Source organism: Pedobacter sp. AC379 (assembly GCF_979258145.1).
Genome location: NZ_OZ409839.1, coordinates 1,635,223 through 1,649,399, shown reverse-complemented (window position 1 = coordinate 1,649,399; position 14,177 = coordinate 1,635,223). Strand labels below are relative to the sequence as shown.

Sequence of the window (14,177 nt, the reverse complement as noted above, 5' to 3'; positions counted from 1 at the left end):
TTTGGAATTTTATAGAACCAAACATATAACTAATTAATTAGCCATACAACTAATAAATTAGATTTCGCAACTAATTTATTAAATGAAGTTATTAAACTATTGATTATCAGGCCTAAAATTTATACCGATTTGATAAGCTGAGCGTATTTCCTTCCCATCTTTTAACGCTGGTATCCATTTCGGACTAAATTTGATTACCCGTAATGCTTCATTATCGCATGTTTCATTTAAACTACTATCAACTCTTGCATCGTCAATCTTTCCTTCAATATCTACAATGAAACTCACTACTACTCTACCATTTGTTTTAGAATCGTTTCTTGTATTTTTTAGCAAAAATTCGCTAAAAGCCGAAAATCCACCTGGAAAAGTTGCTGCCTTGTCAATCTTATTTGTACCACCGCCATCAAAATATCCTGACCTAAACGAGCACAGTATGATTAATAAAACCATCAGGGGCATAACTAAAATATATTTTAATGTTTGATATACGTTTGATTTTTTACGCTGCAACATCTTAATCCTTGCTTCTAGTAATAACGGACTGTTAAAAGAATTTGTCAGGATCGGGCCGGCTTTAAAATTCTGTAAAAATAGCATCATAGCATATTGTCTCTTGCTTTCTGCAAAACTCGCGGCATGATCATCCGCTTGATATTCATGAATTAATTTGAGACTCCTGGAATAACAATAAATTAGCGGGTTGAACCAAAAAAATATGCCTATTACTTCAATCAATAGCCTATCTAGTGTATGCAGCTGCGTCACATGTATATCTTCATGTGCATTAATTGCTGAAAAATTAGATAAATCTTGGTCAATTACTTTGGTTTTCCAAAATGAAAACGCACTTCCTCTTTCGGCCCTTTTGATCTGTCTATTTACACCAAAAAGTTTAATCAGTAACCAAATTGAAGTCAGCAGAACACCCGCGCAATAAATGGTGGACAACCAACTATAATCTTTTTCATCTACAATTGTTAATTTTCCTTTACCAATAATAGGTAGTGAAGAAAACATTAATTCCACTTTTGGTAATGGCATTAGGACGGAAAAATCAATCAATGGAAGCAAGATTGACAAACCAAGCGCAGATAACAAATAAATCCTATTCCCGAGAAAAAAGGTCTCACGTCTGAGTAACAACAAATAAAAAAGGTAGAATACTGTCATTGAAATACTCGACCAAAAAAAATAAAGCGGCATTTCCATATGCTTAGTCCTTAATATTATCTATCATTTTTAGTAATTGCTCTGCATCTTTTAAGTCAATCTTTTTTTCACGAACAAAAAATGAAAACATATCCTGTACAGAGTTAGAAAAGTAATTGCCTAGAAATTTATCTGCCTCATGACGCATATACTCTTCCTTTGTAATAAGCGGAAAATAACGGTGAGTTTTGCCGAAAGCCTCATAGCCAATCACACCTTTATTTTCTAAAATTCTGATAATGGTAGAAACTGTACTATATGCAGGCTTAGGTTCAGGCAGCTCTTTGATAATTTCTTTAACAAAAGCTTTATCTAATTTCCAAAGCACCTGCATTAACTGGCTTTCAACTTTAGTCAAATCTTTTACATCCATTATTAGTTCTTTTGATCAAATATCAGCTAATAGTTTAGTTATTGCAACTAAACTTTAAATTATTCGATTAAAAGTACCTTCAACTGAACTATAGAGAGGTATATAGAAAACTTATCACTATTCCCTCCTTTTTCGATAATTTCTCTTGAGGATAAACCGATGCCTTTAAACAAATCAAACCTATCCACATTAACCGTAAAATACCCTTTCTCTTTTTGCTGATTATCATAAACCCATTCCATTAATCAAAATGATTTTTCTATTTTTGATAATGAGTTTTTGATAATAAAAATAACATGAAAATAGGCTACGTAAGAGTAAGTACTGCAGACCAAAATTTAGATCTTCAATTCAATGCGCTGACAGATTATGGATGCACGACAATATACCAGGAAAAGATTTCCGGCAAGAATACAGACAGACTCGAACTAAAAAATCTTTTGGCGACTCTTCGTAAGGGTGATCAGGTAGTCGTTTGGAAATTGGATCGTCTTGGACGTTCTCTTCGTGATCTGGTAGATCTGGTTGCTGTGTTCAATGAAAAAGGAGTTAATTTCGTTAGCCTACATGATCACATTAATACTACAACAGCTACAGGAAGATTTACGTTTAATATTTTTGCTTCATTAGCAGAGTTTGAAAGGGAAATTATCCGGGAACGTACTAAAGCGGGGCTCGTTGCAGCAAGAGCTAGAGGTAAAAAGGGAGGCCGTCCATCAGGCTTATCTCCTGAAAAGCTTCAGTTGGCAATGACTGCTTTGGATCTTCATGATACCGGGAAATATTCCATTTTGGAAATATCCAAAAGGCTACAGATACCCATCGCCACCTGCTATCGATACATTAAAATTGTAAAAGAGAGCAAGGTCTAAACACCTTCAAAAAACCAGGGAATAATGATATAAAAGCTAACTTTATTTGCTTTTCCTCAACCAAGAGATAGCCTTTTTGACTTTTTCATCCTTATTAAGGAATTCAAAATTATCACCATTGGAGACTAAGATATCTGGATTAATATTTTTAGGATAAACCTTGCCATTTCTATCAGAGGCATAATCTACAGCTAAATTAAGACCTGAGTATTCATTTAATTTAAATCCTAAATTAGTCGTAGTATAACCTCCTGTTGGCTCGCCAATTAGAATTGATTTATCCCTACCGATCGTAGTTATTGCTGTCATCTCTCCTGAACTTGCTGTATTACCACTAATTAAAATTGCGATAGGAATGTCTTTTTTGATGGGATGTCCCTGATACTTTACAGGTGACACTCTCACGGAGTCGACATAAAAAGCTCCGTTTTTTATTATCCAATCACCATCAGGCTGATGAGTAGGGGTAATGAACCCTCCTACTCTCCCTTCGCCAAGAAATTCGGTTAAACCGGCAATCATTGGATACATGTTTCCACCTGTATTAATTCTCAGGTCAATGATCCATCCCTTGATATTCTTGTCATTGATTTTGGCAATGGCATTTTTGATCTCTCTGCTGATACTATCCATATGTTGACCTCCAAAATCACTGTTTCCAGGGATCAAAATGTACCCAATTTCCTTTCCGATCTTTTCAGAACGAACAGATGAATATTTTTTCGTAGCCACCTTTATTGTGTTGTTGACCTTTGCTCCATCAGTTTTGTTCCAGCTGTATGTTTTGTTTTTATATTTCAAGCTGCCGTGATGATCATCAATTTGCTCAAATATATATGGATATATGGGTAAAATGTCTTCATAACGCTTTGCTCCCGAAGCCTTGTCATAAACGTTCTCCCGTAATTTTTTCCAATTAACATTTTTACTATTTAATGCATTGGCCTCAATAATATTCATGCTTTTATCTAAGTAGGACTTAACACTATCAACGATCACTGGCGAATGACTTTGCGCTTTTATAATGCTTGGAAAAAAAATGAGTGCTATTAAAAGGAATCTGTTCATATAATGAAGACGTTAGAAATATACAAAGGGTTGCACAATAGGATGAACTGCAGAGCTGTCATTTGCAATTAACATTTTTAAATTTAATGCCTAAATCTAATAATAATCAGCAATAATGATCAAAAAACGGTGGAATAATGATAATAATTAGGTGATACTAAAGTATTCTTGCAATCCACAATGCTAAGTATAGAAGAATTTTCTAAATTTACTTTGATTGTAAAATCAATAGGGATCCCGCTGGGATCCAGAAGAAAAAATGTGCTGGCCAGCAGGAGTACTTTCAATATCTAAAGCCTTTTTGTTGCTTATAGAACCGATAGTTGATGATTTAAATGCTAAGGGATTCATATAATTGAGCCTAATATTTTATTATTTATGGTTTCAAAGAAACCTTCACCAACCAGGAACTTTGACCAAAAAAAATTGATACTATAAGAGGTATTATTTTTAATTTTTTTTGCTAGATGCGAGGTATGAAATGGCTATTGGTAATAAAAAAGGAGATAAAAAAGTATTACCAACTGACCTGAGTTTCTGGCGGCCATCTATCACCTCCAAGTTGTTTTTTAAAGAAGCAAAAAAGCTTTCAAAAACTGAAGCTCATATTCTAAATGATCTTTGTGATTCCTCGGCTATATTAGAACAATCCCTTGGCTTTATAAGAGAATTTCGTCAAATGATGCTAAAGGATCGAAGCAGTGAGGGTTTAGACTCATGGATTTCAAAAGCGATAATATCTTCAATTAATGAGCTACGCGGGTTTGCAAATAGCCTAAAGCAAGATCTGAAATCCATAAAAAATTCTTTCGACCTAGCCTGGAGCAATGGACCGGTAGAAGGAAACGTAAACAAACTTAAAACATTAAAACGGCAAATGTATGGGAGATGTTCTCTGGGGCTTTTGGAAAAAAGACTCGTATTAGCTCCCTCTTAACCACCAAAAGTGGGGAAGAACCACTTTCACCGAAATACACAGCTAATGCTGATGTAAAAATAATCGGTGCCAAATTAAATGAAATTTCAGACAAGGCACGGACGGGAGGTGAGTATGAGGAAATAGGAAGTCTGTATGGATTTAGATTATTGGTCAAGACGGAGGTTTTAGAAAAAGAAGGTGACGATATTAAAATCAACCGCTTTTTTATACAGGGTGAAAGTAATTTCAAATATACATTTAACAACGGCTATATGGCAGCTGATCCTAAATTGGCAGTATGAATTTTCTGAATGCATTGGAGAAAATAGGCGGATTTATTGAGCAGGAACGAAAAAAAAGGGATGAGATCATAAAAGATATTCCGGTTCTCAAGGATGTAGTGGAAGGCGTCTGGTCAAAAGAAAACAAGCTTGCAGAACTAAAAACAGGGCTTTCCGGTCTGGAAAGGCAGATTCAATTATCAATGTCTACCAAAGACAGCAATGTGGATGCTACTGAAAGTGAGTCACTATCAGCAGCAGAAGATAAAAGTAGAGGAAAGGAGACGAAAAATCTTAAGCATAAGACATAACAGGAGTACCCTTTTTAAACCTGGTATACATCTATTGCAATTTTGTTAAAAAAATATGTTTTTATTGTTGTATCGTGATTTATTTCAACTTTCGGTCCTTAAACTCCGTTCTCATTAGTTTTTCAACAGTGGAAGCATGTCTATTGATAATGATCAGTTTCGTTCTATCCTTTAGTTCTATTACTTTGATGAACTCTTGTGCGGGCTTTAACCGAACATCCCCTAGCTCACTGAAGTTATTTTTGATAAGCTGTAGTTTTTCGCGATGGTGATCGGAGATGATGACGACTTTCGTGACAGGTTGTTTTGTCAAATCTTCCAAGCCGCTTAAAGTAACTGCCGGTATGGTTTTATGGATGGTGTAGGGATAATTGCTCCTGAAATAGCGGGTATCATTGATATCGTCGCAAAGGATTGCACGATAGGTCATGATGTTATCGAGTTCCTTGTTCCAGCCTGAGAATTTGCTGTCGTAAATTCCGATGTAGGTTTTTACAAATTCTTCGTCAATGGTCCTTCCCTGTGTCAGATAGCTGTTGACCAAAGGATAGATTTCCTTTGCAAGTAGATTAACGTATTTCACATAGTACCAATCGTCCTTATCCTCGTGGCCTGTGAGTTTTTCAAAGGCATAGCCATTTCCCAGGCAAGTTGCGAGGACTTCATTTAATACCAGGAATGCATACTGGCTATTGGTGGAATTAGTGTTGCTGAACCAGCTCTTTAACATGGTTTTCATTGAAATTGGCTGACTGTCATAACCGATGTGAAATATTTCGTGTAGCATTACACTGAATAGCACATCATAACTTCTGAATTTCAGCGGGAAACGGATTACAGCTGTATTTAAGAATGCCCTTGCGCCAATACCGCTTTTCCCTATAACCGGGTAGGCAATGACTTCAAAAGGGATATCGGTATCCCAATCTGTCCCAAAAAATTTCATCACATCGCTAAAGATTTTTGGAGCATCGTTGGTCAATAGCGCGCTATTGATGCTTGACAGATGAGTTTCAAAATTTTCTTTATTGGGCAGGTATATAAGTTCGTTATAGACCGGTATAAAAGATTTGATAATTTCGGAGAGGTTGCTGAGTTCATCGTTTGGGATAATGCCAAAGCATCTTGCCTTAAAATCTTTCACTGTTTTGCTGTCAATCAGGTTTTTTTCGATCAGTGACCTCGATGCCAAAGCAGTTTTTAGCGTAAGAGGATACTGCTCAAAGTGATAAGCATAATCTATTTTTAGCGTATCAAGCTTCCTGATCAGGTTTTTGTACTTGTCGATGTTATATTTAGAACTTAAAAATTCATTCTTAAAAGCATTGTCTGGATAGGTATCAGAAATTTTTTCAAGAAAATCATAAACTGCATATAGCTCCGAGTAAGCAACTTTAAATTGTATTTTGTACTGCCCCAACGTAAGCTGGGTCAGGAAAAAGAATGTAAGAAGGGCTATGATGTATTTCATGACTTAAAAATGTTAAGTTTTAGATTGCTGGTTTGTTGAGGTTTTAGACAACTCAGGTGGATTACGAAGTGGCAACAGCTGGAAGAGCCTTTATAAAAAATGGTTTGGTTGACAGCGTACGCGTTGAAAAACGTCGCAGGACTTATCATTTAGATTCACTAAAATATTATCTGAATGTAATGACTACAATGCATTTTGAGATGAACAAAGCGCGTTATCAGAGAATGGGCATTGCAAAACCAGATTTATATTGAAACATTGCTTATTTTCCAGCGGAGCTAATTCAGCTTCTTCGATTTTATCTCTCCGTCTAAAATTTTAAATCGTTGAAAAATTGGAATAAAAACTACAATAAGTCCAAATATCGGTACGAACAAGGCTACATTGCCTGTTTTGAAATAAAAATAAAAGGCGGCTGCTACAATTCCAATCCATAGTATGCAGGCACCGATAAGTAGACCTTTAAAGAAATCTCTTTTGTTGGTTAATGTTTTAAGCTCTGATTGATTCATTTTTTATATGGTTTTTTGGGAAATATGTTTAAGATATCTGATTAATATTATGCTTTAGCTTTAGTAGTTAGCTACTGGGTTATTCGCATTCAACTATGCTAACGCTCCCATAATTGTTTGGTAAAACTAATTAAAATAATTTATTTCTCATGTATGTGATATAAATTATTTATAATTGTATTGTGGTTTATCAAAGAAATACATACACCGTCACTAGGTGGAAACTGATGCTATTGTTTAAACCCATTTTTTAAAACACAAATACTTAATGTTTAACATAAATTCAAATCACAAATCATGAAAAAAATCATCTTTTCAGCAATCTTTGCTTTGTCAGCAGTAGCTTTTTTGCCATCGTCTTCTAAAGCTCAAAGTACTCCTAAAGCCCAAAGTACATCTACAAACCAAAACAGCACAAACAGAGCCATGTCTGCGCCTGAACCTACCAATGCATTAGCGGCATGGTCTGAGGCATACCAATATGCCATGTCACATAACTTTGGATTACAAGATTCTCTATGGTATGCAAATGCCAGGATGAAGGTTTGGATTAATAATCACAGCTAGGTTTCTATCAAACAGTAGCGAGGTAGCACCTCGCTACCCAATTTCCACCCAATTTTTCAAGTTCTTGAAAATTAAATTCTCCTGCTACGATCCCATCATACTATGAGATTGAACGATTGATTTTTAATTCTTCAAACCGTTCCAAGTGCCTCCCTTCTGTATTTTCCTCACTGGAAGGAATACAACAAAACATCCAGAATCTTTGATTGTCAAATAATAAATGGCAATTTGCCATTGTAATTTATTGCACATGACCAGGAAAATAACGAGCGGTCCCATCAGGGATAAAGAGCGGACTAAAATGAAGTTAATGAATGCTGTAGGCAGCATTCTGAAAAAGGACGGTTTTACCGGTTTAAACGCCAGCAATGTTGCAGAAAAAGCCAATGTTAACCGGAAATTGGTTTACACGTATTTTGGTGGAATGGAAAACCTCGTTAAAGAGTATCTGAACAGCAGGGACTATTGGAGTGTTAATCTGGATCACATTGATGATATTGTTGAAAAAAGTAAAAAAGATTTCGGTAAGGATACCGCCTATGTCCTCATAGAGCAGCAATTTGATGCACTGATGGCGAATGAAGAGATGCGGCGAATTATTAATTGGGGACTAAGTGAAGATCTTAAACCGCTCAGGGAACTGAACAAAGAGCGTGAGCGTCTTGGCGAGCAATTATTCACTAATGTAATGGATGAGCATTTTAAGACGAAAGATAAAAATATCAGGGCTGTCGAAGCACTGCTGATCGGAGGTATCTATTATCTGACGCTCCAAGCCAAAATGAGCGGTGAAACGATGTGTGGAATTGATATTAATGAGCAGCAGGGGCAGGCGGAAATAAAGAAGACCCTCAAACAAATTATCGACTGGGCGTACTTGTAAAAAGGGTCTTCTTTACGGGTTAGTATTTTAATCTATATTGTAATGCAATTTCAAATTCACCATTGCTATACTTATGAAGATCAGAAGTATTGGTTGTATAAAAGCAATGAATCCTCAGTTGATTTTGATAAATCGTTCCGATACCAAAGGTTACACTATTCGTACTATGATAGATTGTGCTGATTGATAACTTACCTTCCATGCATTGAAAACCTGCACCAAGGTCTAAAATGTCTTTATAGTTTTCTACACCACGATATAGTATTTTTGGCTGGAAGGTATACTGTGTATTTCGGTGAAAGTGGTTCTTCCCCACTTTTGGTGGTTAAGAACCACTATGCCTCGGAATGGGTGGTGTAGTATGGGTCGGAATATCCAAGTGTTCTAAAAACCTCCCGAACTATGAGAGTAGAAGATTTTTAGAACACAATATTTTTACTTTTTTTGGGAATTTTGGAGTTCTTCTTACAACTTATTTTTCTCAAAATCCTTTCCAACACCTCTAAAAAGCCAGAAAGGTGTTGTAAGAATTCAACATTCCCTGTACGAACGGGAACTGTACTCATTTCTGAAGGTTTGCTTCAAAAAGAGCAATCCTCTTTCTTTGCATTTCAATACGTTTTGCCTAAATATCTAATTTATCTACATCGCTAGTCACGCAAATTTTGGATAGATAAATATATGTGAACGTTCCTTATAATGAATGATAGTCAATATTGCCTTTTCAAAGATTCCGTAATACTTGCCAACTCAGGGAAAAGCTTTAATATATAAGTAAGTTAAATTGTTCTTCTAACTTAAAATGTAGGCAACTTTTACCTATCCGATCATTTAACCCGTATGCTCATAATAAAATATTAACTGCTCTTATCTAGCCAGGCTCTATAAAAAACAGCCAATGTTGCCAATACTCCAAAAGAGACTCCAACCCAAGGAGTGATTGAAATCCCATAATGATTGATAAACCACCCCCCTATTACTGCACCTAATGAAACTCCCAGATTCCCGAAGGAGGTTTGCAAGCTATTTGCAAATTCCTTAGCATCCTCTGCAGCCGACACCATATAACCCACACCTATCAGAAAACAAGGCCCATACATCATTCCCCAAAATCCGATAACCAGTGCTATACTGAATATTGAACCACTAATATAGTGGAAAGCTAAAGGAACCAAAATAGTCCCTACAAGGAAAAATAAGGTCGTTTTAACCATATATTTCCCCAATAAACGACCTGCCAGAAAATTTGAAATCACCCCCATCACTCCAAATAACAGTAATGCATAGCTAATTTGCCCAGCACTCAAACCTTTAGCTTTGGAAAGATAATCGGCAAAGTAGCTATAGGAACAAAACCAGGCGGTGATCAAAAATAGGTTTACTGCTGTTCCAGCAATGAATCTGGGACGTTTAAGTATACTCAATTGATTTTTAAAAGATTTAACTTCAGTATTTGGCATGGATGGGAGATACCTGTAAATAATAATTAGTGTTACCAGAATAATCAGCCCCTGAATAACGTAACTCAGTTGCCACGCATAAATACTTGCAATAAATGTGGTGAATGGAATCAGTGTCACCTGTGCAATTGCTATACCTCCAATGATAATACTGGTTAACCGCATTTGCAATTGAGGAGAGGTTTCCTTCGTAGCCGCAGCAATAGCCATAGAAAAAAAAGCAGGATGTAAAATGGTGGGCAGTATCCGGAAAATCATTAGCAACCAAAAAGGGGGAGTAAAAAAGGAGAAAAAATTAGAGATCAGAAATAGTCCAAGTGCATTCATCATGATTTTCTTTTTATCGAATCTGGATGCATATAAAACCATAAAAGGTCCAGTAAGCGCAATCGTTAAGGCAAACATGCTCAATAAATATCCTGCCGTTCCAATATTGATATCATATTGTTTTGCTATCTGCGGCAAAATGCCAATCACACCAAATTCAGTGCTAATAATTCCGACCACGCCCAAACATCCTATGTAGGCTACTTTTTTGTTGACAATTAAATTCATATTAAACTGAACGGTTTAAAAAAGACTAAAAAAATATTTATTGTTATTTAATACTATTAAGAACTTTAAGCGAAACTAGGCTTTGACTAAGCCAATCAGATTTTCTATCATTTTATGGACGGTCATGCGATTTTTATTCAGCGCATAATTTTTGAATAAGGCACTCGAGGAGGAAGTAAAGAAATCGGCAGTTAGCTTCGTATCCAAATCAGCTTTAATACTACCTTTCTCCTGACCGTCTTTTAATATTTTAAAATAAATCTCTTCGATTTTTTTCTCATGAATAACCAACACACTCCGTACTTCTTCATCAGTAAGGGCAATTTCAAATGCCATCTTTACAGCCAGACAGGTCCTACCTTCCTTAATACTCTGGTCAACTCCCAAGTGAAAAATTTTTCTTAGGGCTTCGATTGCATCAGCGTGAGGTTCGCGTAAGATACCTGCGTATTCAGATACTTTAGCTTTCATATACTTAGTTAAAGACTTGATCAATAACTCTTTTTTATCTCCATAGGTGGGATAAATACTACTTCTGTTAATTCCCATTCTGCTCTCTAAGTCAGTAATAGAAGTTACGTGATAACCCTGCGTCCAGAAAAGTTCTAGCGCAATATCCAGTTTCTGGTCATAATCAAATTCCTTATTTCTTCCCATATGCTGCAAATATAAATTTTAAACTATTCAGTTTAAAATAAAACTTGAAATAATTCATAATCACGTATTATCAGCCCTAACCATTAGATCGAAAAATTTAAGAACACCAAAATTTTATTTTTCTAAAATTTTAAAACTATTCTGAAAATTTTTCTCCAAAATCAATGTTATGACCTCAAAGAAGTCAACATGGTGCTCTAGTAATTTCTTTAGGTAAGGCGATTCCCATATTGAAAGTATGATTTACGTTGTACATAAGGTAAGGGATAAAGATTATGGTTTAAGTAATTTAAATTTATGCTTTAATGCGTAATTTATGGAAGTATATAAAGAAAGTGCTGAAACTCCACAACTGAACAATCAGGAACTTTATGAAATTGTATTGGATCTATCCAGAAAGATCAACGACATTCATCGCTTACATTTTTCGGAAAATCAATTAAAAAAGCGTAAAAATCAAAAACAAAGGTTTCTTGCAGAGATCTTGACAAGTCCTGCAAGAAACCCTAAGAAAATTTAAATGGCTGGAATTGCTTTATCCGACCTAACGAATTTCAGCAGCTCTTTCAGATAGGTTTCCGTTTCCGAAAGACTTCCATGCCTATTGGCCGAACAGATTTCTGCGAGGGTCCATCCTGCCCTGAATTTTCTTACGTTTGACAGGTGTTTAAACGAGTAGAGTGTATAGTTTTTATCCAACAAAACTGTTGCCTCCAAACATTTCTTGAATCTATTATAGGCGTAATTTTCTGAGCACATACTCCGTGAGATAAATGTTTGGGCAGAACCAAGCAGAAAATATTCCTTACCGAATTTTTCTATCTGTAGTTTATCCAGTTCAATTCTTAAGCTCACATCAATATTTACAGGGATTGATTTTTTATTCTTCGACACGTTACCGGGCACTGTAATGGTATTTTCCTCCAGATCAATATACTTCAACTGAAGAAATCTAAGCTCCTTCGGACGGATGCAGGTGTAATAAATCATCCGCACAAATAGCTGACAATATTTATCATGCTTATCAAGCCAGTCCATGATAACCTTAAAATCGCGTTCTGTAAAAACCTGATGGGATTGTGTCGGCATTTTTTTTCGCGTCTCACAATCAGTTACAGGATTTTCTGGAATATATTTATTGACCTTTAAGTACCGAAAGAAATTATTGAGGCCGATCCTGCAGTTATTATAAGTTACACCCGCCCACTTTTCCTCCCTTTCCTTGAAATTGAGAAAATCGGTTATCTCAAAATCACTTATCGTATTCACCTTTTTACTACCTCCATGGTACTTGATGAAGGAGTTTACTGTTGAACGGTAGGTACTGATTGATTTTGGCCTGGTTCCCTTTGCTTTGTGATAGGATTCAAAAAGAACCAATGCTTCATCAAGATCAATGCCTATTAGCTCCTTTTTTAGCCTTGCGTTTGCCTGCTCATCCAAAGGATTCCAACCGCCTTCGAGCGCAATGCGATAAGCTTCGCAAAGATTATTAAAGTTTTTAAGCTTTTGTCTTGGATCTTTAATCCTGTTAAGCTTCCTTGTTACCCTGATCCGCTCCACCCGTTCTTCTACTACATTGTGAAAAAAGAACTCCACATACCAACTTTGCTTAGCCACTTCTTTTTCCAGAGTGCTCCCTGCAGGAACCCTGTTTATGGTTCTTTCCTTTACGACACGGGGGACAGTATAAGGCAGCTCAGGAATCTCCATAAGGTCAAAATTAGGGCCGCGAGGAGTTCTCCCCTGGAACTTACGTTCGGAATACCCAATTTTTTTTTCATTTTCTTCAGGAGAATTTTGATTTTTTCGCCGTGCCGGACGGGGTGAATTTTTGGTTCCCGAGGCGTTTAGTGGCAGACTTGTGTCAGAGTTTGGAGACAAAAATTCATCTAAGTTATTGACTTCCAATAACTTAGATGAACCTGTGGAGAATATCGGATTCGAACCGATCACCTCTTCACTGCCAGCGAAGCGCTCTAGCCAAATGAGCTAATCCCCCAGGTTATGGAAATTCAAATACTAAATATATATTGACACAATTTAAGTATTGAAACAAGCTTCCGGCTTGTGGAGCAAAAATAGCAAATACTTTCTCGAATGCAAATGATAATTGATCTTTTTATCCAGGTAATTTCTTAATCCTTAAATTTAAAAGCAAACATGGCCATAAAACAAATGATTGCAATAGCAGACTGCATCGGGTAATTAATAAACAGGAAAAGAACAAATGTGGCAATTAATAACAGTACAAAAAACATAAAGGCCTTAAATACAGAATCCATATAAAACATAGATACGATGGCCAGGATATAAAAAGGAATAATAACGGCAGTGATAAACATCGCCTAAAATAAATTCCTAATATTAACCGAACATTAAATATTTTTTAGGTTTAATTCCTTAAGATCTAAAACTAAACGAGCTGTTTAATTTCTTTCTTGTTTAACAGATCCTGATATAAGGTTACAAATTGGCCAACATGGTAACCATCCATTAAAGCATGGTTTACATGTATAGATACCGGCATGATTTTTTTCCTATTTTCATCTTTAACCTTTCCAAAAGAAATTTTCGGACAACTATCCTGATAGGAAAAGCTCCGGGCGTGTGATAGGGAAGTGAAATTTAACCAGGGCAAGGCCGAATAATGGATTACATTTTCTCCTGATGAAGAAGGAATTAAGCCTGTGGTTGATTGTACTTTTTCGATTTCTTGAGCTGCTCCTCTTCTAAAATCTTCGAAATCTTCGTGAAAATCAATATATCCAAAGCCGAATGTGCCGTTTGGTCTGTTAATGGTTGCAGCGGCATTAATAATGTTGTGTTTCCAAACTTCGCCGTCGATTATGCGGTAACTAAAAGGTTCTACCTGATTTGCTGCAACAAGCGATTTATGCAGATAAAGCAGGAAGAATGAACGTTGAGTTTCTTTTGCTTCATGGTAGGTAGCCGTACAATCTACATCTACTGTAACGCCGAAGAAAGGTTCTTCAAAAGCGCTAAAAAATTTAAAATGATCTTTTCTGATCCAGG

General features: G+C 36.1%; 18 protein-coding genes and 1 tRNA gene. 7 read left to right on the top strand and 12 right to left on the bottom strand.

The features are described from left to right. Positions 1-96: 96 nt before the first annotated feature. From ACZZZW_RS07335 to ACZZZW_RS07325, 3 genes are read right to left on the bottom strand one after another with little or no spacing between them, the layout of a single operon-like run. Positions 97-1,212 (bottom strand): energy transducer TonB, encoded by a 1,116-nt coding sequence (locus ACZZZW_RS07335; RefSeq protein WP_463492729.1) that lies wholly within the window; start codon positions 1,210-1,212, stop codon positions 97-99. Positions 1,213-1,216: 4 nt separating this feature from the next. After that, the gene (locus tag ACZZZW_RS07330; RefSeq protein WP_463492728.1) at positions 1,217-1,585 is read right to left on the bottom strand and encodes a BlaI/MecI/CopY family transcriptional regulator; all 369 of its coding nucleotides are present in this window, start codon (positions 1,583-1,585) and stop codon (positions 1,217-1,219) included. Positions 1,586-1,644: 59 nt separating this feature from the next. Beyond that, positions 1,645-1,827: a hypothetical protein gene (locus tag ACZZZW_RS07325; protein ID WP_463492727.1), complete on the bottom strand. Its 183-nt coding sequence runs from the start codon at positions 1,825-1,827 to the stop codon at positions 1,645-1,647. A 54-nt stretch (positions 1,828-1,881) separates the two neighbouring features. On the opposite strand from ACZZZW_RS07325, the gene ACZZZW_RS07320 reads away from it, so the two are divergent. After that, positions 1,882-2,457 (top strand): recombinase family protein, encoded by a 576-nt coding sequence (locus ACZZZW_RS07320; RefSeq protein ID WP_463492726.1) that lies wholly within the window; start codon positions 1,882-1,884, stop codon positions 2,455-2,457. A 42-nt stretch (positions 2,458-2,499) separates the two neighbouring features. Here the strand turns inward: ACZZZW_RS07320 and ACZZZW_RS07315 are convergent, their stop codons facing one another. Further along, on the bottom strand, positions 2,500-3,525 hold the full coding sequence (locus ACZZZW_RS07315; protein WP_463492725.1) for a S41 family peptidase: 1,026 nt from the start codon (positions 3,523-3,525) through the stop codon (positions 2,500-2,502). Between the two features lie 481 nt (positions 3,526-4,006). Between ACZZZW_RS07315 and ACZZZW_RS07310 the strand changes: the two genes are divergently transcribed. From ACZZZW_RS07310 to ACZZZW_RS07300, 3 genes are read left to right on the top strand one after another with little or no spacing between them, the layout of a single operon-like run. Next, positions 4,007-4,462, top strand: coding sequence for a transposase (locus tag ACZZZW_RS07310; RefSeq protein WP_463492724.1), 456 nt, complete (start codon positions 4,007-4,009; stop codon positions 4,460-4,462). Beyond that, positions 4,414-4,746: a hypothetical protein gene (locus ACZZZW_RS07305; RefSeq protein ID WP_463492723.1), complete on the top strand. Its 333-nt coding sequence runs from the start codon at positions 4,414-4,416 to the stop codon at positions 4,744-4,746. Before ACZZZW_RS07310 ends, ACZZZW_RS07305 begins: the two co-directional genes overlap by 49 nt. Next, the gene (locus tag ACZZZW_RS07300; protein WP_463492722.1) at positions 4,743-5,036 is read left to right on the top strand and encodes a hypothetical protein; all 294 of its coding nucleotides are present in this window, start codon (positions 4,743-4,745) and stop codon (positions 5,034-5,036) included. The genes ACZZZW_RS07305 and ACZZZW_RS07300 overlap by 4 nt, the downstream gene beginning before the upstream one ends. 79 nt (positions 5,037-5,115) lie before the next feature. Here ACZZZW_RS07300 and ACZZZW_RS07295 read toward each other — a convergent pair whose 3' ends face one another. Both ACZZZW_RS07295 and ACZZZW_RS07290 read right to left on the bottom strand, forming a co-directional pair. Beyond that, positions 5,116-6,507 carry a hypothetical protein gene (locus ACZZZW_RS07295; protein WP_463492721.1) on the bottom strand — a complete coding sequence of 464 codons (1,392 nt, stop codon included), beginning with the start codon at positions 6,505-6,507 and terminating at the stop codon, positions 5,116-5,118. Positions 6,508-6,785: 278 nt separating this feature from the next. Next, entirely contained in the window at positions 6,786-7,019 is a 234-nt protein-coding gene (locus tag ACZZZW_RS07290) for a hypothetical protein (protein WP_463492720.1), read from the bottom strand. Positions 7,020-7,316: 297 nt separating this feature from the next. Here ACZZZW_RS07290 and ACZZZW_RS07285 point away from each other — a divergent pair, with 297 nt between their 5' ends. Both ACZZZW_RS07285 and ACZZZW_RS07280 read left to right on the top strand, forming a co-directional pair. After that, complete coding sequence (locus ACZZZW_RS07285; RefSeq protein ID WP_463492719.1) at positions 7,317-7,586, top strand: hypothetical protein; 270 nt, start codon at positions 7,317-7,319, stop codon at positions 7,584-7,586. 310 nt (positions 7,587-7,896) lie between these two features. Beyond that, the gene (locus ACZZZW_RS07280; protein ID WP_463492718.1) at positions 7,897-8,469 is read left to right on the top strand and encodes a TetR/AcrR family transcriptional regulator; all 573 of its coding nucleotides are present in this window, start codon (positions 7,897-7,899) and stop codon (positions 8,467-8,469) included. 19 nt (positions 8,470-8,488) lie between these two features. Here the strand turns inward: ACZZZW_RS07280 and ACZZZW_RS07275 are convergent, their stop codons facing one another. The 3 genes from ACZZZW_RS07275 to ACZZZW_RS07265 form a co-directional block, all read right to left on the bottom strand. Further along, the gene (locus tag ACZZZW_RS07275; RefSeq protein ID WP_463492717.1) at positions 8,489-8,785 is read right to left on the bottom strand and encodes a type IX secretion system membrane protein PorP/SprF; all 297 of its coding nucleotides are present in this window, start codon (positions 8,783-8,785) and stop codon (positions 8,489-8,491) included. 541 nt (positions 8,786-9,326) lie between these two features. After that, positions 9,327-10,484 (bottom strand): MFS transporter, encoded by a 1,158-nt coding sequence (locus ACZZZW_RS07270; RefSeq protein WP_463492716.1) that lies wholly within the window; start codon positions 10,482-10,484, stop codon positions 9,327-9,329. 75 nt (positions 10,485-10,559) lie between these two features. Beyond that, positions 10,560-11,141, bottom strand: coding sequence for a TetR/AcrR family transcriptional regulator (locus ACZZZW_RS07265; protein ID WP_463492715.1), 582 nt, complete (start codon positions 11,139-11,141; stop codon positions 10,560-10,562). A 316-nt stretch (positions 11,142-11,457) separates the two neighbouring features. On the opposite strand from ACZZZW_RS07265, the gene ACZZZW_RS07260 reads away from it, so the two are divergent. Beyond that, the gene (locus tag ACZZZW_RS07260) at positions 11,458-11,661 is read left to right on the top strand and encodes a hypothetical protein (protein ID WP_463492714.1); all 204 of its coding nucleotides are present in this window, start codon (positions 11,458-11,460) and stop codon (positions 11,659-11,661) included. Here ACZZZW_RS07260 and ACZZZW_RS07255 read toward each other — a convergent pair. The 3 genes from ACZZZW_RS07255 to ACZZZW_RS07245 form a co-directional block, all read right to left on the bottom strand. After that, positions 11,658-12,854, bottom strand: coding sequence for a tyrosine-type recombinase/integrase (locus ACZZZW_RS07255; protein WP_463492713.1), 1,197 nt, complete (start codon positions 12,852-12,854; stop codon positions 11,658-11,660). The two genes, ACZZZW_RS07260 and ACZZZW_RS07255, sit on opposite strands and share 4 nt — an antisense overlap. A 215-nt stretch (positions 12,855-13,069) precedes the next feature. After that, positions 13,070-13,143 (bottom strand) — tRNA-Ala (locus ACZZZW_RS07250). A 414-nt stretch (positions 13,144-13,557) separates the two neighbouring features. After that, positions 13,558-14,172: a CatA-like O-acetyltransferase gene (locus ACZZZW_RS07245; RefSeq protein WP_463497728.1), complete on the bottom strand. Its 615-nt coding sequence runs from the start codon at positions 14,170-14,172 to the stop codon at positions 13,558-13,560. Positions 14,173-14,177: the final 5 nt, after the last annotated feature.

Excerpts from the sequence above, each read along its gene's own strand:
- ACZZZW_RS07270 (WP_463492716.1), bottom strand. The coding sequence starts at position 10,484 with ATGAATTTAATTGTCAACAAAAAAGTAGCCTACATAGGATGTTTGGGC.
- ACZZZW_RS07310 (WP_463492724.1), top strand. The coding sequence starts at position 4,007 with ATGGCTATTGGTAATAAAAAAGGAGATAAAAAAGTATTACCAACTGAC.
- ACZZZW_RS07265 (WP_463492715.1), bottom strand. The coding sequence starts at position 11,141 with ATGGGAAGAAATAAGGAATTTGATTATGACCAGAAACTGGATATTGCG.
- ACZZZW_RS07285 (WP_463492719.1), top strand. The coding sequence starts at position 7,317 with ATGAAAAAAATCATCTTTTCAGCAATCTTTGCTTTGTCAGCAGTAGCT.
- ACZZZW_RS07330 (WP_463492728.1), bottom strand. The coding sequence starts at position 1,585 with ATGGATGTAAAAGATTTGACTAAAGTTGAAAGCCAGTTAATGCAGGTG.
- ACZZZW_RS07315 (WP_463492725.1), bottom strand. The coding sequence starts at position 3,525 with ATGAACAGATTCCTTTTAATAGCACTCATTTTTTTTCCAAGCATTATA.
- ACZZZW_RS07305 (WP_463492723.1), top strand. The coding sequence starts at position 4,414 with ATGTTCTCTGGGGCTTTTGGAAAAAAGACTCGTATTAGCTCCCTCTTA.
- ACZZZW_RS07255 (WP_463492713.1), bottom strand. The coding sequence starts at position 12,854 with ATGGAGATTCCTGAGCTGCCTTATACTGTCCCCCGTGTCGTAAAGGAA.
- ACZZZW_RS07325 (WP_463492727.1), bottom strand. The coding sequence starts at position 1,827 with ATGGAATGGGTTTATGATAATCAGCAAAAAGAGAAAGGGTATTTTACG.
- ACZZZW_RS07290 (WP_463492720.1), bottom strand. The coding sequence starts at position 7,019 with ATGAATCAATCAGAGCTTAAAACATTAACCAACAAAAGAGATTTCTTT.
- ACZZZW_RS07320 (WP_463492726.1), top strand. The coding sequence starts at position 1,882 with ATGAAAATAGGCTACGTAAGAGTAAGTACTGCAGACCAAAATTTAGAT.
- ACZZZW_RS07295 (WP_463492721.1), bottom strand. The coding sequence starts at position 6,507 with ATGAAATACATCATAGCCCTTCTTACATTCTTTTTCCTGACCCAGCTT.
- ACZZZW_RS07335 (WP_463492729.1), bottom strand. The coding sequence starts at position 1,212 with ATGGAAATGCCGCTTTATTTTTTTTGGTCGAGTATTTCAATGACAGTA.
- ACZZZW_RS07260 (WP_463492714.1), top strand. The coding sequence starts at position 11,458 with ATGGAAGTATATAAAGAAAGTGCTGAAACTCCACAACTGAACAATCAG.
- ACZZZW_RS07300 (WP_463492722.1), top strand. The coding sequence starts at position 4,743 with ATGAATTTTCTGAATGCATTGGAGAAAATAGGCGGATTTATTGAGCAG.
- ACZZZW_RS07280 (WP_463492718.1), top strand. The coding sequence starts at position 7,897 with ATGAATGCTGTAGGCAGCATTCTGAAAAAGGACGGTTTTACCGGTTTA.